Below are 24,154 nucleotides of genomic sequence, written 5' to 3' on the forward strand. Positions count from 1 at the left end.
TTTTACCTTTTTCTCTGAGAGCGATATTGTTGTCTTGACTGTAATCTTTGATTTTTTAATGGTTTTAATTCGCTATAAGCTTGTGTGCGGTTATGATTTTGTTTGGTTGTTTCTTCTTGGTTAATTTTATTAATCAAATGTTGGCTGAAACTATGGATAGTTGGGTAATTAAACATATCAACTATGGATAGTTCTACCCCAAATTTTTCTTGCAAATGCTGATTAATGCGTACTAGTAATAAAGAATGCCCCCCTAGTTCAAAGAAATTATGGTAAATTCCTACCTTTTCTATTGCTAAAGCTTGTTGCCAAATGCCAGCAATGATATTTTCTATCTCTGTATTTGGCATGACATAATCTGATAATTCTTGATGTAAATCTGGCTTGGGTAAAGCGTGACGGTCTACTTTACCGTTAGGTGTCAAAGGTAAAGATTCAAGAATCACAAAAGCACTTGGTAACATATACCCAGGCAATTTATCAGCCAAAAATTGACGTAGTTCACCTGTTGTAAGTGTCACGTTTTTTTGTGTCCCTACATAGGCGATTAAACGCTTACTTCGACTCCTTTCGACTTCGCTCAAGGCAAGCCGCTCAGTACAAGTATTTCCCCCAGTTTCTTCACGAGGAATAACACAACATATCTGCACATCATTATGTTGGCTGAGTGCTGCTTCAATTTCGCCCAATTCGATGCGGAATCCGCGTATTTTTACTTGATGATCGATACGTCCTAAATATTCAATTGTGCCATCTGGTAAATAACGTGCTAAATCCCCAGTTTTATACAATTTTGGACTATTAAACGTGGCTTTGCTTATTGGGATAGTTTTTGTCTCACGCAGAGGCGCAGAGACGCAGAGATTATGAGTTTGAGAAATCAAATTTTTAATTTTTATCCCTTCATTCAGCAACGCCTGAAACGGGTTGGAGATAAATTTCTCTTGTGTCAACTCTGGACGGTTGAGGTAGCCTCGCGCTAAACCTACACCATCAATGTGTAATTCTCCTGGTACACCCACGGGTACGGGTTGTAAATACTCGTCTAAAATGTAGATTTGTGTATTAGCGATCGCTTTTCCAATAGTGATTTTCTCATCTTCATAGGTGCATTGTGCGATCGTTGCACAGACAGAAGCTTCCGTTGGGCCGTAGGCATTAAAGAAATTTCTACCAACAGACCATTGCTTGATTAATTCAGGCGAACAAGCTTCTCCAGCGACAATAATTGTTTGCAATGTTGGCAATTCGTCACTCGGCATAACTGCTAACGCCGATGGTGGTAAGGTGACATGGGTAATATCATGTTTGCGTAATTGCTTAACTAATGGCTTTCCTGGGAGTAGAGAATCTTTTGTTCCTAAATACAGTGTTCCGCCTGAACCCAAAGCCATGATGATTTCCCAAATCGAAGCATCAAAACTGAAGGAAGCAAACTGGAGAACGCGACTATCAGAAGTTAAGCCAAAAGTTTGTATCTGAGCTTGAGCTAGGTTGCATAATCCTTTATGCTCCACCATCACACCTTTCGGTCTACCTGTTGAACCGGAAGTGTAAATCAAGTTAGCTAAATTAAAGGCTCTAACTTCACTAGTTGGGTTATCTTGATTGTTTTGGGCAATTTTATCCCATACATCATCTAAACAAACCTTGTTTGCTTGATAATCAGGAAGTCTCTCAAGCAGCCATTGTTGAGTTAGCAGCACCGAAACTTGAGCATCTTCTAACATAAAGCGCAAACGCTCTTGAGGATAATCTGGGTCAAGTGGTAGGTATGCTCCTCCTGCTTTGAGAATCCCCAAAAGTCCTATGACCATTTCTAATGAACGTTCTACACAAATACCTACTAGCACATCTGGCTTCACACCCAATGAGCGCAAGTAATGAGCTAACCCATTAGCGCGATAATTTAATTGGTGATAAGTTAGTTGTTGATTTTCAAATACTACAGCTACAGCATTAGGAATACGCTGAACCTGCTCCTCAAACAATTGATGAACGCACTTATCTAATGGATAATCTGCTTGAGTATCATTCCATTCAACCAATAGTTGATGTTGTTCAACTGCTGTCAGCATTGGTAATTGGGAAATCTGCGCCTCTGAATTAGCAACAATACCTTCCAGCAAAGTCACAAAATGACCAGTCATGCGCTCAATAGTGGACGCATCAAACAAATCAGTATTGTATTCCCACACACCCAGCAAGCCTTGAGTCGTGTTTTCCATCGACAAAGCTAAATCAACCTTGGCTGTTTTAGTTTCTACTGGTAATGTACTAACAGTTAACCCAGCAAGCTCTAATTCTTGTAGAGGCGCATTTTGCAGCATAAACACTACTTGGAACAGTGGTGTATGTCCCAAATCCCTTTCCGGCTGTAATGCTTCCACCAGCATTTCAAACGGCAAATTCTGATGAGTGTATGCTTCCATTGCTGTTTCTCGCACGCGAGTCAGCAACTCATTAAAACTAGGATTACCTGCTAAATTACTCCGCATGACTAAGGTATTGACAAAAAAGCCAATTAACCCTTCTAGTTCGGAGCGATCGCGGTTTGCAATTGGTGTCCCGACTAAAATATCTGACTGTCCTGTATAGCGGTAGAGTAAGGTATCATAAGCTGCCAACAGCATCATAAACAGAGTACAACCTTGCTCTTGGCTCAGTTTCAGCAATTTATCGGTTAACGCAACTGACAGTGTAAACTCATGATGTGCGCCAACAAACGTCTGTACTGCTGGTCTTGGTCTATCTGTAGGTAATGCTAATAAAGCAGGTGCATCCTTTAACTGTTGTTCCCAATACGAAAGTTGATTTTGCAGTACATTCCCTTGCAACCAGTTTCTTTGCCAAATCGCAAAATCTGCATACTGAATTGGTAATGGTGCTAAAGGTGACGGTTTATTTTGAGTATAAGCATTATAAAGTGCTGCCAACTCCTGGATAAACACACCCATTGACCAACCATCACTGACAGCGTGGTGCATACACACCAACAATATGTGTTCTGTTTGGGAAAGCACCACCAACGTAACTCTAATTAATGCTTCATCTGCGAGGTTAAATGGTGTAATTGCTTCTTGTTGCGCTATTTCTTGTACAGCATTTTCTGTTTCTGCTGTAGATAAATGCTGTAATTCAACAACTGATTCTATTCCCTGCGATGCACTGAGCTTGTCAAAGTGTTCCCTAATTACTTGTGTTGGTTGTCCATCAACTGTAATGAAATTAGTACGTAAGGCTTCATGACGATTAATTATTTCCTGCAAGCTCTTTTCTAAAGCTACTTGAGCAAGATTGCCTTGTAAACACAAAGCTACAGGAATGTTGTATAAAGCACTATTTGGTTCTAATTGGTCTAAAAACCATAAACGTTGTTGAGCAAAGGATAAAGGTACATGAGTCTTCTCTGTTCTGGGTACAATTGGGGGTTCACAAATTTCTATTTTTTGCTGCTGTAACTTATCAATTACTTGAGCTAATTCGGCTAATGTTGCAGTAGCAAACAACTCACGCAATGGTAGTTCTACTTTGAAAATGCTGCGGATACGTGAAACTAATTGTGTTCCTAATAGCGAATGTCCACCCAGTTCAAAGAAGTTATCGTTAATACCTACTTGGTCTATTTTCAGCACTTGTGACCAAATTTGTACTAACAGTTCTTCGATTGGGTTGCGTGGTGCAACATATTTATCTAAGTTACTGCTGTATAATTCCAGTGCTGGTAAAGCTTTGCGGTCTATTTTACCGTTAGGAGTTAATGGTAAATACTCTAGCAATATAAAAGCACTTGGAACCATGTAATCTGGTAGCTTTGCTTTCAAATATTGCCGAAGTTCGCTAATTGTGGGTGTAGAGTCCTGATTTACTACCAAATAAGCAACTAGCCGTTTACTTCGACTTAGCTCAGTACAAGTCTCACGAAGATTATCTTCACGGCAAATCACACAGCAAGCTTGTATATCAATATGTTGGCTAAGTGCAGCTTCAATTTCACCTAACTCGATGCGGAAACCACGTATTTTTACTTGATTATCGATGCGTCCCAAGTATTCTATATTGCCATCTGGTAAATAACGTGCTAAATCCCCAGTTTTATATAATTTTGAATTGTTGAAAGGATTAGGAATAAATCTTTCCTGCGTCAATTCTGGACGGTTGAGGTAGCCTTGAGCCAAGGAAGCGCCACCAATATACAACTCTCCTGGCACACCAATAGGTAGAGGCTGTAAGTTTGAGTCTAGAATGTAGGTTTTTGTGTTGGCAATAGGGCGACCAATGGGAGGTGATGCGATAGTATCTTGTGCATTAGAGATTACTAGCCCAGAAGTTGTAACAACAGTGTTCTCTGTTGGGCCATAATTATTCACCACCGTAAAAGGTATGAAAGCTGAAGGGTAATTATGCAGCTTATCCCCACCAACTAGCATTGTTCGCAAAGCTACGTTTTCATCCCATTCTAAAGATAGTAACTTCTCTGCAAAGGGGGTTGGTAAAAAACTGATTGTGATTTTATTTGATGTCAGCCAATTTTGTAAATCTATTGGAGAGAGAAGGGTTTCAGATGTTACCACATAAATACTTGCGCCAGTCGTGAGGTAAGGCCACAATTCCCACACCGCAGCATCAAACGCTGTTCCTGCTAATTGAGTGGCTTTGTCTAATGGGGTGATTTCAAAGTTGCATTGATGCCAAAAAATTAGATTTAATAAACTTTGATGAGTAACTAATACCCCTTTGGGTTGACCTGTAGAACCAGAGGTATAAATTACATAAGCTAAATTATTAGCTTGAACTTCGTTGATTGGATTATCTTGATTTAATGGGGAAATTTCTTGCCAATATGTATCTAAACAAATCAGCTTTGTTTGATAGTCAGGTAGTTGATTAACTAATTTTTCTTGAGTTAATAAAAAGGATAATTGGGCATCTGCTACCATGAAGTGCAAACGCTCTGTAGGGTAGTTTGGGTCAAGGGGTACATAAGCTCCACCTGCTTTGATAATCCCTAAAATTCCTACGAGCATTTCTAATGAACGTTCTACACAAATACCCACGAGAGTATCTGGTTTGACACCCAATGAACGCAAGTAATGAGCTAATTGATTAGCGCGAATATTTAACTGTTGATAAGTCAGTTTTTGATTACCAAACACCACAGCTACAGCGTCCGGTGTGCGCTCAACTTGCTCTTCAAATAACTGATGGACACATTTATCTAATGGATAATGTGCTTGAGTATTATTCCATTCAACTAATAACTGCTGTTGCTCAACTTCTGTTAGCAATGGTAATTGGGAAATCTGCGTTTCTGGATTAGCAACAATACCTTCCAGCAAGGTGACAAAATGACCTGTCATGCGGTCAATTGTGGACGCATCAAACAAGTCAGTATTGTACTCCCACCACCCGACTAATCCTTGAGTAGTGTTCTCCATTAATAATGTTAAATCAAACTTGGCAATTGTCGTTTCTACAACTAGTGGATGGAAACTTAAGCCAGTCAACTCTACTGGAGACATCGGTACATTTTCCAGCACAAACATCACTTGAAACAAGGGTGTATGAGCTAAATTTCGTTCTGGTTGTAATGCTTCTACCAGCATTTCAAAAGGTAAATGCTGATGAGTGTATGCCTGCATTGCCATCTCTCGCACGCGATTTAGCAATTCGCTAAAGCTGGGATTTCCTGCTAAATTGCTCCGCATGACTAAGGTATTGACAAAAAAGCCAATTAACCCTTCTATTTCAGAGCGATCGCGGTTAGCAATTGGCGTTCCCACCAAAATATCTGACTGTCCTGTGTAGCGATAAAGCAGAGTATCATAAGCCGCTAACAGCGTCATAAAAAGAGTACAGCCTTGCTCTTGACTGAGTTTGACCAATTTCTCAGTTAATTCAACTGACAGCGTAAACTGCTGGCGAACTCCTGTGAATGTCTGCACAGCAGGTCTTGGTCGGTCAATTGGTAAAGATAATACAGTTGGTGCGTCTTTTAGTTGCTGTTCCCAATAGGAAAGTTGATTTTGCAGTACATCCCCTTGTAACCAATGTCTTTGCCAAATGGCGAAATCTGCATACTGAATTGGCAATGGTGTTAAAGGTGACGGCTGACCTTGAGAATAAGCGTTGTATAGTGCTGCTAGTTCTTGGATAAATACACCCATTGACCAACCATCAGAGACAACATGGTGCATAAATACTAACAAGATGTGTTCTGTATCATTCAGCACAACTAATGTTGCTCGAATTAACGCCTCAGTTGCTAAATCAAAAGGTTGAATTAGTTGTTTTTGCGCTAACTGCTGTGTGGCGATTTCTTGTTCAGTCGCTGGTAAATCCTGGAAATCAACAATAGATAATATTCCCTGCGATGCACTGAGCTTGTCGAAGTGTTCCCTAATTACTTGTGTTGGTTGTCCATCGACAGTGATGAAGTTAGTACGTAATGCTTCGTGGCGATGAATAATTTCAGTTAAGCTTTGCTCTAAGGCTGCTTGATTTAGACTTCCTACTAAACGCAAAGCTGTAGGGATATTGTAAAACGCACTATTCGGTTCTAATTGGTCTAAAAACCACAACCTTTGTTGAGCAAATGAAAGTGGTAAATCTGCATTCTTCACTCTTGGTAAAATTGGGGGTACAGATATTTCTAAATCTTGTTGCTGTAATTGCTCAATCGTTCGTGCTAATTCGGCTAGGGTTGTAGTAGCAAATAACTCACGCAATGGTAGTTCTAATTTGAAGCTGGTACGAATGCGTGAAAGCAATTGCGTTGCTAGTAGAGAATGTCCTCCTAATTCAAAGAAGTTATCATCAATGCTGACTTGTTCTACTTTCAGCACTTGCGACCAAATTTGTGCTAACAGTTCTTCAATTGAGTTGCGTGGAGCGATATATTTTTTTGTGCTGGTGCTGTATGATTCCGGTGCGGGTAAGGCTTTGCGGTCTATCTTACCGTTAGAGGTTAGAGGTAAAGATTCTAGCTTTACAAAAGCGTTGGGAATCATGTACTCTGGTAGCTTTGCTTTGAGGTATTGGCGCAGTTCTATAGGGGTGGGAGATTTTTCTTTAGTTACTACGTAAGCAACAAGACGTTTACTTCGACTTCTCTGCGAGACGCTACGCGAACGCTCAGTACAAGTATCCCCTGGTTCATCTTCGCGCACCAATACCACAGTTTCCCAAATATCAGGATGAGATGCTAATAACGCCTCAATTTCTCCCAATTCGATGCGGAAACCACGAATTTTAACTTGATGGTCTATGCGTCCTAAATACTCTAACTCGCCATTAGGTAAATAACGCGCTAAGTCTCCAGTTTTATATAGTTTTGAGTTGTGGTTAAAGGGATTAAAAATAAATTTTTGTGCTGTCAGATCAAAACGATTTAAATAACCTGTTGTCACCCCAGCACCACCGACATACATTTCACCGGGAACGCCTAGAGGGACTGGTTGAAGATATTCATCCAGCACATACACCTGTAAATCGGGTATGGGACGACCGATAACGCTGGCTGTACTATGTAAATCGGCTTTACTCAAGGGACGATAGGTAACGTGTACGGTGGTTTCTGTAATTCCGTACATATTCACTAATTGCGGTTTGCTGTCTCCATGTCGCTCAAACCAAGGTTGTAAACTCTGGATTTCTAAGGCTTCTCCGCCAAATATTACTAGGCGTAAGTTTAATTCGCCTGTTGTTATTCCTGAGTTTTCGGCTTGAATTAGTTGGCGGAATGCTGAGGGTGTCTGATTGAGAACGGTGACTTTTTCTTGACACAATAACTCATAGAAAGATTCTGGAGAACGAGTAATTAAATATGGCACAATTACTAATCTTCCACCGTATAACAAAGCACCCCAAATTTCCCACACAGAGAAATCAAAGGCGTAGGAATGGAACATTGTCCACACATCGTCTTGATTGAAGTGATACCAAGCATCTGTAGCAGCAAATAACCGCACGACATTGTAGTGGTTGACTAATGTACCTTTGGGGTTTCCTGTTGAACCTGATGTGTAGATGATGTAGGCTAAATTTTGCCTTGTGGAGTTACTAACAGGATTTTCCTGACTTGCTCTAGAAATAATCTCCCAATCTTTATCTAAGCAGACAACACGGGCATGATGCTCTGGTAAATCAGCTAGCAATTTCTCTTGAGTCAAAAGCACTGAAACTTTTGAATCATCAAGCATATATAATAAGCGATCGCTAGGATAATCTGGGTCAAGTGGCACATAAGCTCCACCTGCTTTAAGTATGCCTAGTAGTCCGACTATCATTTCTAATGAGCGTTCTACACACAAACCCACTAAAGTATCTGCACTTACACCCAATGTTTTGAGGTGATGTGCTAATTGATTAGCGCGAGTATTTAATTGATGGTATGTCAGTTTTTGCTGTTCATATACAACTGCTACAGCATCGGGTGTACGTTGAACTTGCTCTTCAAACAATTGATGAATGCATTTATCCGAGGGATAATTCGCTTGAGTATCATTCCATTGAGTTAATAACTGTTGTTGTTCAGGCTGTGTTAGCAATGGTAATTGCCAAATCCTCTCTTCTGGATTGCTGACAATTCCTGCTAGCAAAGTTTGAAAATGTCCAGCCATCCGAGTAATTGTAGCTGGCTCAAATAGGTCAGAATTATACTCTAAACTTGCAGTTAGTCCTTGCTCAGTCTCGGTCATCAGCAAGGTTAAATCAAACTTAGCTGTCGGATTTTCTATTTCTAGCTGAGTCAGAGATAAACCAGGTAATTCCAATTTTCCCGGAGGTGTATTCAGCAAGACGAACATTACCTGAAACAATGGAGAGTAGTTCAGGTTTCTTTCTGGCTGTAAGGCTTCGACTACTTGCTCAAATGGTACATCTTGATGAGAGTATGCTTCTATTGCTACTTGGCGGACTCTTTGCAGTAACTCCCAAAAAGTAGGATTACCAGAAATGTCAGTACGCAACACCAAAATATTAACGAAAAAGCCAATTAAAGACTCAATTTCGCTACGGTTGCGGTTAGCGATGGGGGAACCGACAAGAATATCTTGTTGATTGCTGTAGCGCGATAATAAAATGACAAAGCCAGTTAGCAAAGTCATGAATAAGGTTGCACCTGACTGTTCGCTAAGGCTTTTGAGTTTTTGAGTCAGCTGTTCATCTAGCTGAAAGTGCAGAATACTACCACGATTTGTCTGCACAGGTGGACGCACTCGGTCAGTGGGAAGTTCTAGCAGGGGAGGCGCGTCTGCTAATTGTCGCTTCCAGTAGTTCAGTTGATTGTCAGTGACTTGACCTTGCAACCATTTTCTCTGCCAAACTGCAAAGTCTGCATACTGAATGGGTAGTTTAGGTAATGGAGAAGGTTTACCAGCCGCAAAAGCTGTGTACAAAGTTGTTAGTTCGCGCCAGAAAAGACCTTCAGACCAACCATCAAAAGCAATATGGTGGATACTCAGAAGTAAGACATATTCATTTTCATCTAGCTGCACTAGGGAACAGCGTAACGGCGAATTTTGATCTAAATCAAAGGGTTGTTGAACTTTGTTTTTAACTAGTTGTAAAACTTGAGTTTCCCTTTCTTGTTGAGAAAGTTCCTGAAGATTAATTACAGGTAACTTCAAGTTAAAGCTGGGTGCAATAACTTGAATCGGCTGATTATCCGCAGCGAAAAACCTAGTCCGCAATACTTCATGGCGTTGGATAATTTCATTAAAGCTATGCTCTAATGCAGAAATATTGAGCAAACCTTGAAGACGAAAAGCAAAGGAGACATTATAAGTAGAGCTATTTGGCTGCAATTGCTGAATGAACCATAATCTTTCTTGAGAAAAAGACAATGGTAAATGTTCATTCCGAGATACAGGCTGCAAAATTGGCGCTTGATTTTGTAATTCTAGAATACTGGCGATCGCTTGCCAAATATCTTTTCCTGTTTTAGCTGACTTATTCAGTTCTAATGGGTTGATTTCCGCAGAGTAGCTCATTGTAGTCTTCTGGCTTCAGGTCTTCAGGAATATGCAACAAAACAGCCGATACTCAAAACTATCAGCCTTGCTTGGCATTTATTAACTGCACAATCATTTCTATACTTTGGAAATTTTCTGCATTAATATCATTAACTGCAAATCTAATACCAAAATTACTCTGTAATTTTAAAACTAGTGTCATAGCATTAACAGAATCTAGACCCAGGCTAAAGAGATTACTAGATTCTGTTAAATCTTCTCTATTAATATTTGGCAATATATTTAAAACTATATTTTTAGTTTTTTCTGTAATTAAATCAATAGTTTTCATGATGTTATTTTATCAGATAAATTATCAATTAAGTTCTTTCTTAAAACCTTACCAAGTGGACTTTTAGGTATTTCATTGCGAAATTCGATAACTTTCGGTACTTTAAAATCAGCTAACTTGTCTTTGCAGTAAGATACAATCTCTTTCTCATCACAAATATCTTGGTTTTGAGTAACAATAACTGCTTTGATAATTTCTCCTGCATAAGAGCCTTTGATCCCAACCACTACAGCTTCCTTAACCTGATTGTGGGTTATCAATATTTTTTCGATTTCTAGCGGATCGACTTTATGTCCGCCTGTATCAATAAAGATTTGTTTTCTACCAGTAATATAAACCCGTCCCAATTCATCTTTTATGCCTAAATCACCAGTGAAAAATCTACCATTTTGAAATACCTGTTGATTGAGTTTTGGTTGATTACAATATCCTTTTGTTAATGCTGGACTTTTGATAACTATCTCGCCAGTAGTACCAATTGGTAATTCTTTCCCCGCATCATCAATAATTTTAATCTCAATGTTTTTTAAAGGTTCGCCTACAGAATTATAAGTGCTGGTTAAATCAGCATCGAGATTAATAGCAATAGAACCTGCTTCTGTACAGCCATAAAGTTGTCGCACCGGAATATCAAATCTTTGCAGGAATTTATCAAAAATCTCTTTTGCTAAAAAGTTACCCGCAGAAAAGCATAATTTCAGGGATGAGATATCAACTTGCGTATCATTTGGTGTTTCTGCGAGAGTGTTAAAAATATAGGGAACAGCAGGTAAAATAGTAATTTGCTCTTTTTCTATTAGTTCTAATACTCGTGCGCGTCTAAATACAAACGGTACTTCAATGGCTTTGCCTTGATTAGTAACTTGCTCTAAAACTGCCAAAGTCGCACCATTACTTAAAGCAGCTAATAAGCAATTACCTAATCCATGTGCGTGATACAGTGGCACTAAACATAAAATGTTATCTGCGGATGAGATATTAGTGGTTTGAGTAAAGTTGATGACTTCGTGATATAAATTATTTTGGCTTCTACATACTCTTTTTGGTCTACCCGTAGAACCAGAAGAATATTGATAAAGCACATCACCGCTAAAATTAGAGGCGCTTTCTGGAATTATTGAGTTATTTACTGGATAACTCAGTTTCATGTCATCAATAACAATTAATTCTATTTTTTTATCTAATTTAGAGATAATTTTACGACTAATATCTGCGCCATCACTATTGGTGATTATGGCACGAGCTTTGCTATCAATGATGTAGTAACTGAGTTCTTCTTCTTTGAGCAAAGGGTTGATTGGCAAAGCTATAGCATTTATTTTCGCAATGGCATAAAAGGCGATCGCAAACTCTGGAATGTTGGGTAAAACTAAGGCTATACAATCACCTTGGGTAATACCAGTCTTGCTTAAGTAGTGACTTAAATGTTGAATTTTAGCATACAGTTCTTGATAGCTAATCTTGACGTTATCGTAAGCGATCGCTGTTTTATTAGGGTAGCTTTTAACAACTTCTAAAAGTCTTTTTTTTAACATCACTGCCTCAATATTTAAAAATGATCGCACTCAAAATAATTCATGAATCATCATGAATTATGAGATTTATACACGAGAGTTTTATAATATAAATTAAATTATTTTGGTTTTAATTTTTGTTGACTTATGGATTATCTCAGCTTTATCTATAGAACGCAATACTAGTAACAATGTAATATTTGGAATTGAAAATAGTTAGTTATGAAATTTAAGACACTTAAGGCAATGAAGTAGACACTTAAGATAATTAAGGAGACAGTTAAGACAGTTAACTAGATAATTAAAATATTTATATAACTTTTTTAAAACATTAGATGAAAATTAATTATTAACTCTAATTACCTTGCATATAGAAATATAATTAGACTTACAATAAGCTTTTATTACGCTCTAATCTCTCAGATAGTTTTAGCAGTTAAAACTGAGGTACTTCCACCCACAGATCAACTAAATAATTGTCTAACTCAAAAATTTTCATTGCCTTTTCAGCAAATACCTGACAAAAATTTCATCGTATAGCGCCAGAGCTATGTTTTGATTTGAGAGTAGCTATTATAGTTAATTTATTCGTTCTAGTTATGTAATAACCCCAAGAAAGTTTGTAAAAATTGTAATTAAAAATACATTAGTTAGCTACTTTCTTCCGTAAGGTTAGTCTCGCAGCTAGTTCTCTGTCTCGCATAAATTTAACCTTGCTTTGACGAACAAATTTATTACTTTACATTCCCGTGCTTTAACTGAATAATTGGAGATAAAAATTTCGTGGTAAATCAAATAGTTGAGCAATCAGTTTTAACATTTAATGGTCAAAAGGATTATATAGATTTTGGCAGAAATGATGTTGGTGGCGTTTTCGCTGAGGGAAGTTCGGCTTTTACCATTTCAGGATGGGTTAATCCTCATCAATTAACAAATCAAGCCACTACATACGGAACACGCAATGTATTTTTTGCGCGTTCTTCCGATCGATACAGCGATAATTTTGAATTTGGTATTAGTGAAGCAGGTAATTTAGATATTTACATTGATGAGACTGTTAGTAAATATGTCAAAACATTTGGTAATCGAGAATTAACTATAGGACAATGGCACTTTTTTGCCATCATTTTCAATCAAGGCCAAGTAACTGTATATCTTGATGGTCATGAATACGGTGAATCTTTTACGGGTACTTCTTTAAATAAAGCAACAAGTTCTGTAACTTTGGGAGCGACTTTACATAATCACATATATTTTACAGGTCAATTAGCTCACATTAGCATCTGGAATTATCCTTGTACCCAAGAACAAATACAGAATCAACGTTCTGGGTTAATAGTCGGTGATGAACCAGGATTAATAGCTTACTGGAAATTAGATGAAGGCGAAGGAAAAACCGTCAAAAGCCAAACTAGTAACTCTTATCAAGGGACTGTGCGTGGTAATCCAAGTTGGGATTTAACACAAATTCCATTTGTAGAACAATCATCTAATGAAGGTGAAATTATCAGTGAAACTGCAACTAATTTTCAGGAAGATGTCGCATTTTTAACGACGACAACTGTATTAGCTAACGAAGAATCCGAGACTATCCCCAAAGAGGAAACTAAAACAGACCAAACTAAAGTTCCTATTAATACCCAATTAGCACAAACATTAATTCAGGAGGAATCCTCAGAAACTATGAACAATACATCTCAACCTAAATATAAAATACTGGCGATTGATGGAGGTGGTATTAGAGGTATTATTCCTGCACTCCTCTTAGCAGAAATTGAAAGACGGACACAAAAGCCTATATCTAGTTTATTTGATTTAATTGCGGGTACTTCTAGTGGCGGAATTTTGGCGTTGGGATTAACTAAACCCCGATTAAATACAGAGGTTTCTGATAATTTATCACCCGCTGAATATACAGCTGAGGATCTCTTCCAACTATTTCTTGAGTATGGCGCAGAAATATTCTATGAACCACTGTTTGAAAAAATACTTGGCCCCCTGGAAGATTTCTTTTTACCAAAATATTCTTCTGAGAGTCGAGAAGAAATTTTAAAACAATATTTTGGTAATAGCCCTCTAGAAAATAATCTTAAAGAAGTTTTTGTCACTAGTTACGATATAGAACACCGCATTCCGATATTGTTTACTAACAAATCAGCAAAGCAAAATATTGAATCCAAAAATTTCCGCAATTTTTGTGGAGGTTTTTCACTTTTAGATGCAGCCTTAGCCACCAGTGCTACTCCCACTTATTTTGCTCCCCATCGTATTGTCAATGCCCACAATAATGATAGCGTATATACTTTAATTGATGGTGGAGTTATTGCTAATAATCCAGCACATTTGGCTATTTTAGAAGCACAAATTAGTAATAGACAACAAGCAAATAGAGTTATCAATACAGAAGATATTGTAATAGTTTCTTTAGGTACAGGTTCGCTCACAAGTGCATTTCATTACAGCAAAGTTAAAAATTGGGGACTTTTACAATGGGGAAGACCACTTTTAAATATTGTGTTTGATGGCGGTAGTGAAGTGGTAGCTGGAGAATTAGAACGCTTGTTTGCACCTAATAATGAAGAAAAAAGTTCTTATTATCGGTTTCAAACATTCTTAGATGGGGATTTAGAAGAATTAGATAATACTAAATTAAATAATACCCGTCAGTTACAAGCTACAGCCCATCGGATGATTGCTGAAAATGGTCAAAAAATCGATGAGTTGTGTAGTGTTTTGTTAAGCTAAATCCAATTTATTAAATTTAAGGGAGGGTAAGATGCTCAATCCATAAAACTTTAATTAAAGTTAAAATTTGCAAAGAATATGTGTTTGAGCTTATCTGTCTCAATTGATTTGCTTAACTGTCTTATCTGTCCTTGTATGTTGGCCAAACTAATAAGAAAATATATGACTGTAAAAAGTGCCACAACACACTTCAAGATTCAGGTATTAGCTATTAAAGTAAAAATCAATGGATCTTGATAATATAGCTCAGATTTCCAAACGAGCGAGATTTATAAATCATTCAATTACATTAGTTTCAACAGCCTATTTTCTGTTGTAATGTCACTGCGATCGCGTATGCATTGACTGCATTGGGATATTGTGGATGAGATTTTCTACATCACCCAGCTACCGATCGCATCGGTTTTAAATTATGGCAATAACTGTCTTAACTGTCTTCTTAACTGTCTTAACTGCTATTGCATTTTATTGACAAAACTAAGATTATTTATCTAATGGATAATTGTAGACAAATAACAAATTATATTTATATTTTTTAATTAAAATTAATTGAAGATTATTAACATTGGAGAACTAAGGATGTAAAACCTAATGCAATTAGATAATCATAAACAGGTTTTAAAAGTTTTAAATAATAAAATTTTTACATACGAAGAAATAGAATTTGCTATTAGGTCGAGTTTGACTGTAGATGATTGTGTAGTATTAAATAGGCAAACAAAAAATTTAAAATGTGAGTTAATAGCTTATGTAGTTCCATTAGGCTTGTTTGCTATTGAACAATTGTTGTCTCACTTGCAAAAAGTTTTACCTAGCGAATTGATACCCGTAGCATTTATACCAGTTTCAAGTATACCTATTACTGATACAGTACAGTTAGATGAAGCAACTTTAGTTAGCTTAGAAGTTATTGATACTGATTTAATAACTCGCCTAGAAAAACAATTGTACTTGTTGCCAGAAATTGATAGTTTTGCAGTAGTTACTGAACCAGTGGTTATAAAGATTCCTCCTGTGCATTTGGAGGATTTACTGGACGATCATCAAGTATTCACAAATGAAAATAGCCAGCAAAATTTATCATCAATCAAACCTATTCAAAATATAGAAAACCAGAATTTATCCTATATCAACAAACTAGCCATTAGCCACGGAGAACCGCTACAATATTCCCCCGATGCTCCTAAAACTTTAGCAAAATTACTCGAAAAAACCGCTAAAAATACAAATAAAGGTATCATATATATTCAACATCATGACAGTGAGAAAATTCAGTCTTATCAAGAATTATGGCAGGATGCCCAACGAATTTTAGCTGGCTTGAGAAAGTTAGGACTCAAACCACAAGATAAAATAATTTTTCAACTAGAAGACAATCAAGATTTCCTATGTGCGTTTTGGGGTTGCGTGATTGGTGGCTTTGTTCCCGTTGCCATATCTGTAGCTAAAACCTACGAACAACTTAACACTATTACCAGCAAACTTCAGAATACTTGGCAGATATTGGGGAAACCCCTGGTACTAACTAGCGATCTTTTAGCACCCAAAATTGCTAATTTAGCAACGTTGTTAAATTTAGAAAACTTGCAACTAGCGACTATCGAACAGTTGTATGAGTGCGAAGCGGATGAAAACTTGCATCAGAGTCAACCAGAAGATTTAGCGATTTTGTTTTTAACTTCTGGCAGTACTGGTATACCCAAGTGTGTGATGTTGAATCATCACAACTTGTTGAGTATGACAAATGGCTTTGTAGTCATGGGTAATTTTTCCCATCAAGACAGTGTTTTAAACTGGATGCCTTTGGATCATGTTGGCGCGCTAGTCTCTCTCAGCATTTTGGCTGTTAATTTGGGTTGCCAACAAATTCATGTGCCTACTAATTTGATTGTAGAGAATCCCCTCAAGTGGTTAGATTTGATTGATAATCATCAAGCTACAATTAGTTGGACACCTAATTTTGCCTTTTCTTTAATCTGCGATCGCGCCAGTGAAATTCAGCAAAAGCACTGGAATTTATCGTCGATGCGTTTTATCATCAACGCTGGCGAACCCATTGTTACTAAAGTAGCTAGAAGTTTTTTAAAGTTGCTTCGTCCATACAGTTTACCAACCACCGCGATTCATCCAGCCTTTGGGATGTGCGAAACTGGTTCTGGTATTACCTACTCTAATAGTTTTTCTCTCGAATCTACATCAGATGACGTTTCATTTGTCGAATTGGGTTTGCCAATTGCGGCTGCTTCAGTGCGGATTGTTGACGAACATGAACAAATAGTGACAGAAGGCACTATTGGACGATTACAAGTAAAAGGTGCATCTGTTACTACTGGTTACTATCAAAATCCCCAAGCGAACCAAGAAGCTTTTACCGTTGATGGTTGGTTTAATACAGGTGATTTAGGATTTTTGCAAGAAGGGCGTTTAACTATTACGGGAAGAATCAAAGATGTCATTATTATTAATGGCTTAAACTACTATTGCCATGAAATCGAAGCTGCTATTGAGGAACTAGAAGCCGTAGAAGTTTCATATACAGCCGCTTGTGCAGTCAGACAACCAGGAAGCAATACCGATAAATTAGCGATATTTTTCCATACTTCTGTTAGTGGCGATCGCATCATAAATCTCCTCAAAGAAATTCGCGCCAAAGTTGTTAACAAAGTAGGCGTAAACCCAGATTATTTAATTCCCGTAGATAAAGAAATTATTCCGAAAACTGCCATTGGAAAAATTCAGCGATCGCAACTCAGCCAACGGTTTAAAAATAGTGAATTTCAATCAATTATTAAACAGATTGATATCTTGTTTGGTAACACCAATACTACTATTCCTGACTGGTTCTATAAAAAAGTCTGGCGACAAAAGCCAGCCAATATTTTGCAACCCTTACCTCAAGATGGTCTGACTGTAGTATTCCTCGACAAGCTAGGATTAGGTGAATTTATTTGTCAGCAATTACAACAGCAAAACCTACCATATACTTGTGTTTCACCCGGTTACGATTTTACTCAAATCAGTCATCATCACTTTTTTTTAAACCCTGGTAACGCTGAACATTATCAAAGATTTTTTAAAGCAATAACATCAACCAAACTAAAAATTAGCCAGATTATCCATTTCTGGAATTATCAAGAATATAGCGGAGAAATTAATAATCTAGCAGCTTTAGAAAAAGCTCAAGAGTACGGAATTTATAGTTTATTATTTATTGTTCAAGCCTTAGAAAAAGTTCGGAATGAACAACATTTCATTCAATTACTGTTTGTTTCTAACTATACGCAGTCTACGCAACTCACAGACAAAATAGCTTATGAAAAATCTCCTGTTCTCGGTGTCCTAAAAACTATTCCCCACGAAATCTCCTGGTTAAATTGTCGCCACATCGATTTGCAACTAAATTTAATTGAGGTCAACGGCAATCATATTCTACAAGAACTCCAGATTGTATCTAAAGAACAAGAGGTTGCTTACCGCGATAGACAGCGTTTTGTTGCAGGTTTAGAAAAAGTCAATTTAATAGACAAACCAAAACAAGCACTACCTTTTAAACAAGGTGGAATGTATGTAATTAGCGGTGGTCTTGGTGGGGTTGCGGTTGAAATTGCTAAATATCTGATCAAGTTTTTTGATGCTAAATTGCTCTTACTTGGTCGTTCTCTTTTACCAAGTACAGAGTCTAATATATCTGCATCAATATCAGACAAGATTCAAGCATATCAAGAATTAAAACACCTGGGAACGGTAGTTTATGAAGCAGTAGATATCTGCGATTTGTCAGCCACACAACAGGTAGTGGAAAAAGTCAAGAATATCTGGGGAAGTCAACTAGATGGCGTGATTCATCTGGCGGGAACTTACCACGAACAAATGCTAGTGGATGAAACACCAGAAAGTTTCGCTGCAATCTTACGTCCTAAAGTCTTAGGTGCTTGGGTGCTACATCAGGTGTTGAAAGGACAAGGTGTTTTTATTAGCTTTTCGTCTTTGGCGAGTTTCTTTGGTGGCGCGACAATTGCTGCTTATGCTGCGGCTAACAATTTTTTGGAAAGCTTTAATCAATATCAAAATTCTGTTGCTGGGTTACATAGCTATTGCTTTGCTTGGACAATTTGGCGTGATACCGGGATGAATAAGGGTTATCAGAGACAAGAAATTATCCGCACGCAAGGATATTATGATATGAGCCTGCAACAAGGCTTATATTCTTTCTTGGCTGGTTTATATCATGACCAAACAGGGCTGATAGTTGGTTTAGATGGCAGCCATGCTAAAATTCGGCGTTTTACTTCCCAGTTTCAAGGGTTACAGAAATTAACTGCCTATTTTACTTCCAAAGATAGTGCTGTTGTATCAAAGTTACCAGATTTGACGGTGTGCGATCGCTTCGGAACCATCGTTAACTGTGACTATGTGCAACTCTCACAAATGCCCCTCACTCTTAGCGGCGAAATTAATCGAGACTTATTAGCTAAGGGTATGGCTGATAAAAAAGCGATTACCCCACCTCGCAATGACACAGAAAGGCAGATAGCTCAAACTTGGCAAGATGTTTTAGGCATACCTCAAATCGGCATTCACGACAACTTCTTTGAACTGGGAGGAAATTCTTTGCTAGTCTTCCAAGTCATTGCGCGATTGCGCGAAGCTTTTGCTGTGGAATTATCGCCCAATCGTTTTTTTGCATCTCCGACTATCGCTGGTTTAGGAGAAAGCCTAGAAGCACTGCTAACTGTCGCCAAACAGTGGAATGAAGATATTGATGATGCAGAAAATGAATATGAGGTAGGGGTACTGTAAATGACAACAATAGAATTTGTCTCTTATTTAAATAGTTTAGGCATCAAAGTTTGGCTGGAAGACAACCAGTTAAAATTTGTCGCTCCCAAGGGAGTGATGAACCCAGACCTCAAAAACAAACTACTAGCGTACAAATCAGAAATCCTAGCTTTTCTAGAAGAAGCCAAGACAGCAACAGACTCCTCTTTTGAGCCAATAGTATCTATAGACCGTTCTGGGGAATTACCCTTATCTTTTGCCCAACAACGGATGTGGTTTCTTTATCAACTAGAGAGCCAAAGCGCATTTTATAACGAGGGTTTGCAGTTGCACCTTGAAGGTATACTCAACTTAGCTGCTCTCGAACAGAGTCTCAACGAAATTATCCGTCGCCACGAAATTCTCCGCACAACTTTTCCTGCCATTGATGGTAAACCCGTGCAGGTTATCTCTCCGAGCTTGAAAATCAACATCCCAGTGCTGGACTTGCAAGGTCTAGCAGCATCAAAGGTACAACAAATTGTCACCAAAGAAGCTCGTCAGCATTTTGATTTGAGTCATGGTGCTTTGTTGCGAGTGACTTTATTAAAGCTGGGGTCAAAGTCATATAAGTTGGTGTTGATTATGCATCACATCATCACCGACGGCTGGTCAATGGGGCTATTCATCCAAGAGTTATCTAATATCTACCGAGCTTTGACGCTGGATTCTCCTTTACTCCTGTCACAGTTGCCGATTCAATATGGTGATTTTACAGTTTGGCAGCGACAGTGGTTGACAGAGGAAGTACAAAAACAGCAACTCAATTACTGGAAGCAACAGTTAGCTGGCGCACCACCCTTATTAGAACTACCCACAGACAAATCCCGCCCCGCCGTTCAGACTTTTTGTGGTGCGACCCAGCAATTCCAAATTGACCGGAATTTGAGCGAACAAATCAAAAAATTCAGCCAACAGTCAGGGGCGACCTTATTTCATACCCTACTGGCGGCTTTTGTCGTTTTAATGTTTCGCTACAGCGGTCAAGATGATATCTGCGTTGGTAGTCCCATTGCCAACCGTAACCGCAGAGAATTAGACACATCGATTGGCTTTTTTGTCAATACATTGGTACTGCGTAACCGGATTGAGGGCAATCTCAGTTTTGTAGAGTTTTTATCCCAAGTGCGGCAAGTTGCAACTTCTGCTTACACTCATCAAGATGTTCCCTTTGAACAAGTGGTAGAAGCATTGCAACCAGAACGTTCTCTGAGTTACAATCCTCTGTTTCAAGTGGTGTTTGTCTTAGAAAATTTCTTGTTAGATAAAGTAGAATTGCCCGATTTGACTTTGACTCCTCAATTTGTAGAACGTGGTACATCTCAGTTTGATTTGACCTTGGCAGTGTGGGAGACAAAAGCAGGACTGATAGGTTCTTGGGAATATAACAGCGATTTATTTGAACCAGAAACCATTGCCAGGATGACGAGTCACTTCCAGACTTTGTTAGCTGCGATTATTGCCAATCCCCGTCAAAGTATTGGCGAATTACCATTGCTAAGTCAGCAGGAGCGACATCAGTTACTAGTAGAGTGGAATGATACTTATAGACCTTATCCTCACAGCAAATGCATACATCAGTTATTTGAAGAGCAGGTAGAAAAAACACCAAATGCTGTGGCTGTGGTCTATGAAGATGAATCGCTGACATATCAACAGTTAAATGAACGCGCCAATCAATTAGCACATTATTTACAAACTCTGGGGATAAAACCAGAAGTTTTAGTCGGAATTTGCATCGAGCGTTCGCCCCTAATGATCGTAGGAATGCTAGGCATTCTCAAGGCTGGTGGAGCATATCTACCACTCGATCCAGCATATCCCCCAGAGAGATTGGTTTATATGTTGCAAGATGCAAAAATACCAGTCTTACTAACTCAACAAGAGTTAATCTCACAGTTACCTCACACTCAAGCTAGAGTAATCTGTTTAGATACAGACTCAAAGGTAATTGAGACTTACAGTCAGGAAAACCCGACTATCGAAGTATCAGTTGATAACTTAGCTTACGTGATTTATACATCTGGTTCTACAGGACAGCCCAAAGGCGTTACTGTCATCCATCAAGCTGTCAATCGATTAGTCTGCAACACCAATTATATAAGTATCACAGCCGAACACCGGGTAGCTCAAGCCTCTAATGCAACTTTTGATGCTGCTACCTTTGAAATTTGGGGAGCTTTACTAAATGGAGCTAGGCTGGTAAGCATCGAAAAAGAAATACTGCTAGCACCACTAGAACTTGCCACACAACTGCGTCAGCAGCAGATAGATGTTTTATTTGTGACCACAGCTTTATTTAACCAGTTAGTTAATCAAGTACCGGGAATCTTCCAAACTTTAGAAACAGTATTATTCGGTGGGGAAGCAGTTGACCCGACTACAGTTAGAGCAACACTTCAAAATCAACCACCAAAGCGACTGCTTCACGTTTACGGGCCGACTGAAAATACTACCTTTTCATCGTGGTACTTAATCTCAGAAGTACCAGAGAAGGCAATTAACTTACCAATTGGTTCTCCCATCGCCAATACACAAATTTACATTCTGGATAAGCATCTGCAACCTGTACCAGTTGGAGTTATTGGGGAACTATATGTTGGCGGTGATGGTTTAGCTAGAGGTTATCTCAACCGTCCAGAGTTAACACAAAAAAGCTTTATCCAGAACCCATTTCATGATAAGAACTGCGATCGCCTGTATAAAACAGGAGATTTGGCGCGTTACTTACCCGACGGTAATGTAGAGTTTTTGGGTCGTATTGACAACCAAGTTAAAATTCGCGGTTTTCGCATTGAACTTGCCGAAATTGAGGCGATTTTGACTCAACACCCTCTGGTACGGGACGCTGTGGCGATCGCTAGAGAAGATATACCTAGTGTAAAGAATTTGGCAGCTTACGTCATCCCAGAATTGAAACAGCCAACTAGTAATGAGCTACGCCTGTTTCTCCAGTCAAAGCTTCCTAGTTACATGATACCTGCGTCATTCACATTTCTAGAAGCTCTGCCAATTACACCAAACGGCAAAGTAGACCGTCGTGCATTACCTGTACCGCAGTTAGAGTTAGATGAATCGACTGCTTTGGTCGCTCCTCGTACCCATACTGAAGAAGTCTTGGCAAAGATTTGGCAGGAGGTTTTATTACTTAAAAAAGTTGGTATCTATGACAATTTCTTTGAATTAGGTGGAGATTCGATCATTGGCATCCAAATTGTTGCTAGAGCTAATCAAGCTGGGCTAAAACTCACTCCAAAACAAATATTTCAACACCAAACCATTGCTGAATTAGCGACGGTTGCTGGTACAATTAATTCGGTTCAATCAGAACAAGGGTTAGTTACAGGATTTATCCCTCTAACACCTGTTTTACACTGGTTCTTTGAGCAAAATCAGCCAGAACCGCATCACTTTAACCAATCAGTTCTGCTAGAAGTTCCCGCAACTTTGCAACCGGAACTATTAAAGCAGTCACTACAAAAGCTACTCTATCATCACGATGCTTTACGCCTGCAATTTGTGCAGCAGGATGGAAAATGGCAGCAGTACAACAGTGATGCTGTCAATGAAGTCTCGTTGGACATTATAGATTTATCACATCTATCCCAAACAGAACAGTTAAAAGCACTGGCAGATAAAGCAGATTCAGCACAAAGAAAGCTCAACTTAGCAGATGGGTCGCTGATGCGGGTTGTGCTGTTTCAACTAGGCAATTCTCCCGGACGGTTACTCATCGTCATCCATCACGCGGCTGTCGATGGTATCTCGTGGCGAATTTTGCTAGAAGACTTATCGCAAGCATACAAACAGTTAGAAGTTGGTCAAAATATCCAACTACCTGCAAAAACCACCTCCTTTAAGGAATGGGCAATGCGATTGCAGGATTATGGCCGCAGTCAAGAACTTCGTTCACAGCTAGATTACTGGCTGGAATCAATGGGTTTTCCAACTGTGCCGTTACCGTTGGATTCTACTGCTGCTCAAGAAAATACTGTAGCCTCCAGTCAGATTGTCTCTGTAGATTTGAGCGTAGAACAAACTCGCGCTTTGTTACAGGATGTTCCCTCGGCTTACAACACTCAAATTAACGATGTGCTGCTGACGGCGTTAGCACAGACCTTCACTCGTTGGACAAATTCTCCCGCTTTACTGATTGACTTAGAAGGTCACGGACGAGAGGACTTGTTTGAGGATGTGGACTTGTCGCGCACGGTAGGCTGGTTTACCAGTATCTTCCCCGTGCTGTTAAAGCTGGAAGCACAAGACGATCTCAAAGAAGTTCTCAAGTCAGTTAAAGAACAACTGCGCCGGATTCCTAACAAGGGTATTGGTTATGGCATCTTGCGTTATTTGAGTATAAATGAGTGTCGTCATCAGTTACAAGCCCTACCCAAAGCCCAGGTGAGCTTTAACTACTTAGGTCAATACGACCAAACCCAGTTAGCCACCTTGGGATGGAAATATGCCCAAGAGTCTAGCGGTTCTATTCACAGTCCTCAAGGACAACGCAGCCACTTAATAACGGTGGATGGTTTAGTGATAGAAGGACGGCTGAAACTGGAATGGTACTACAGCGAGAAATTCCATCGCCGAGAGACTATAGAACATTTGGTGCATGAGTATATAGCAGCGCTAGAAGCTATTATTGCTCACTGCTTATCTCCAGAAGCAGGTGGTTACACTCCTTCAGACTTCCCGGATGTTGAGTTTAGCCAAGAAGCTTTGGACGAACTGTTAGCAGAAATTGAATAAAAACTAAGTTCTAGGAGGTT

The 24,154-nt window shown here is 38.9% G+C and carries 6 protein-coding genes; 3 read left to right on the plus strand and 3 right to left on the minus strand.

Features of this window, described 5'->3' with window-relative positions; translation table 11 throughout:
* Positions 1–2: 2 nt before the first annotated feature.
* The 3 genes from QI031_RS25685 to QI031_RS25695 form a co-directional block, all read right to left on the minus strand.
* Entirely contained in the window at positions 3–9,878 is a 9,876-nt protein-coding gene (locus tag QI031_RS25685; protein ID WP_425526045.1) for a non-ribosomal peptide synthetase, read from the minus strand.
* A gap of 175 nt (positions 9,879–10,053) precedes the next feature.
* Positions 10,054–10,305, minus strand: coding sequence for an acyl carrier protein (locus QI031_RS25690; RefSeq protein ID WP_281482415.1), 252 nt, complete (start codon positions 10,303–10,305; stop codon positions 10,054–10,056).
* Positions 10,302–11,870, minus strand: a complete 1,569-nt coding sequence (locus tag QI031_RS25695; RefSeq protein WP_281482416.1) for a class I adenylate-forming enzyme family protein — start codon at positions 11,868–11,870, stop codon at positions 10,302–10,304. Before QI031_RS25695 ends, QI031_RS25690 begins: the two co-directional genes overlap by 4 nt.
* A gap of 732 nt (positions 11,871–12,602) precedes the next feature.
* Here QI031_RS25695 and QI031_RS25700 point away from each other — a divergent pair.
* The 3 genes from QI031_RS25700 to QI031_RS25710 all read left to right on the plus strand — a co-directional run bounded on the left by QI031_RS25700 (position 12,603) and on the right by QI031_RS25710 (position 24,134).
* A complete protein-coding gene (locus QI031_RS25700; RefSeq protein ID WP_281482417.1) occupies positions 12,603–14,564 on the plus strand; it encodes a patatin-like phospholipase family protein in 1,962 nt (653 codons plus the stop codon).
* Positions 14,565–15,155: 591 nt separating this feature from the next.
* Complete coding sequence (locus QI031_RS25705; RefSeq protein ID WP_281482418.1) at positions 15,156–19,364, plus strand: non-ribosomal peptide synthetase; 4,209 nt, start codon at positions 15,156–15,158, stop codon at positions 19,362–19,364.
* Positions 19,365–24,134 (plus strand): non-ribosomal peptide synthetase, encoded by a 4,770-nt coding sequence (locus QI031_RS25710; RefSeq protein ID WP_281482419.1) that lies wholly within the window; start codon positions 19,365–19,367, stop codon positions 24,132–24,134.
* Positions 24,135–24,154: the final 20 nt, after the last annotated feature.

It is taken from the genome of Halotia branconii CENA392 (assembly GCF_029953635.1).
Lineage (GTDB): Bacteria > Cyanobacteriota > Cyanobacteriia > Cyanobacteriales > Nostocaceae > Halotia > Halotia branconii.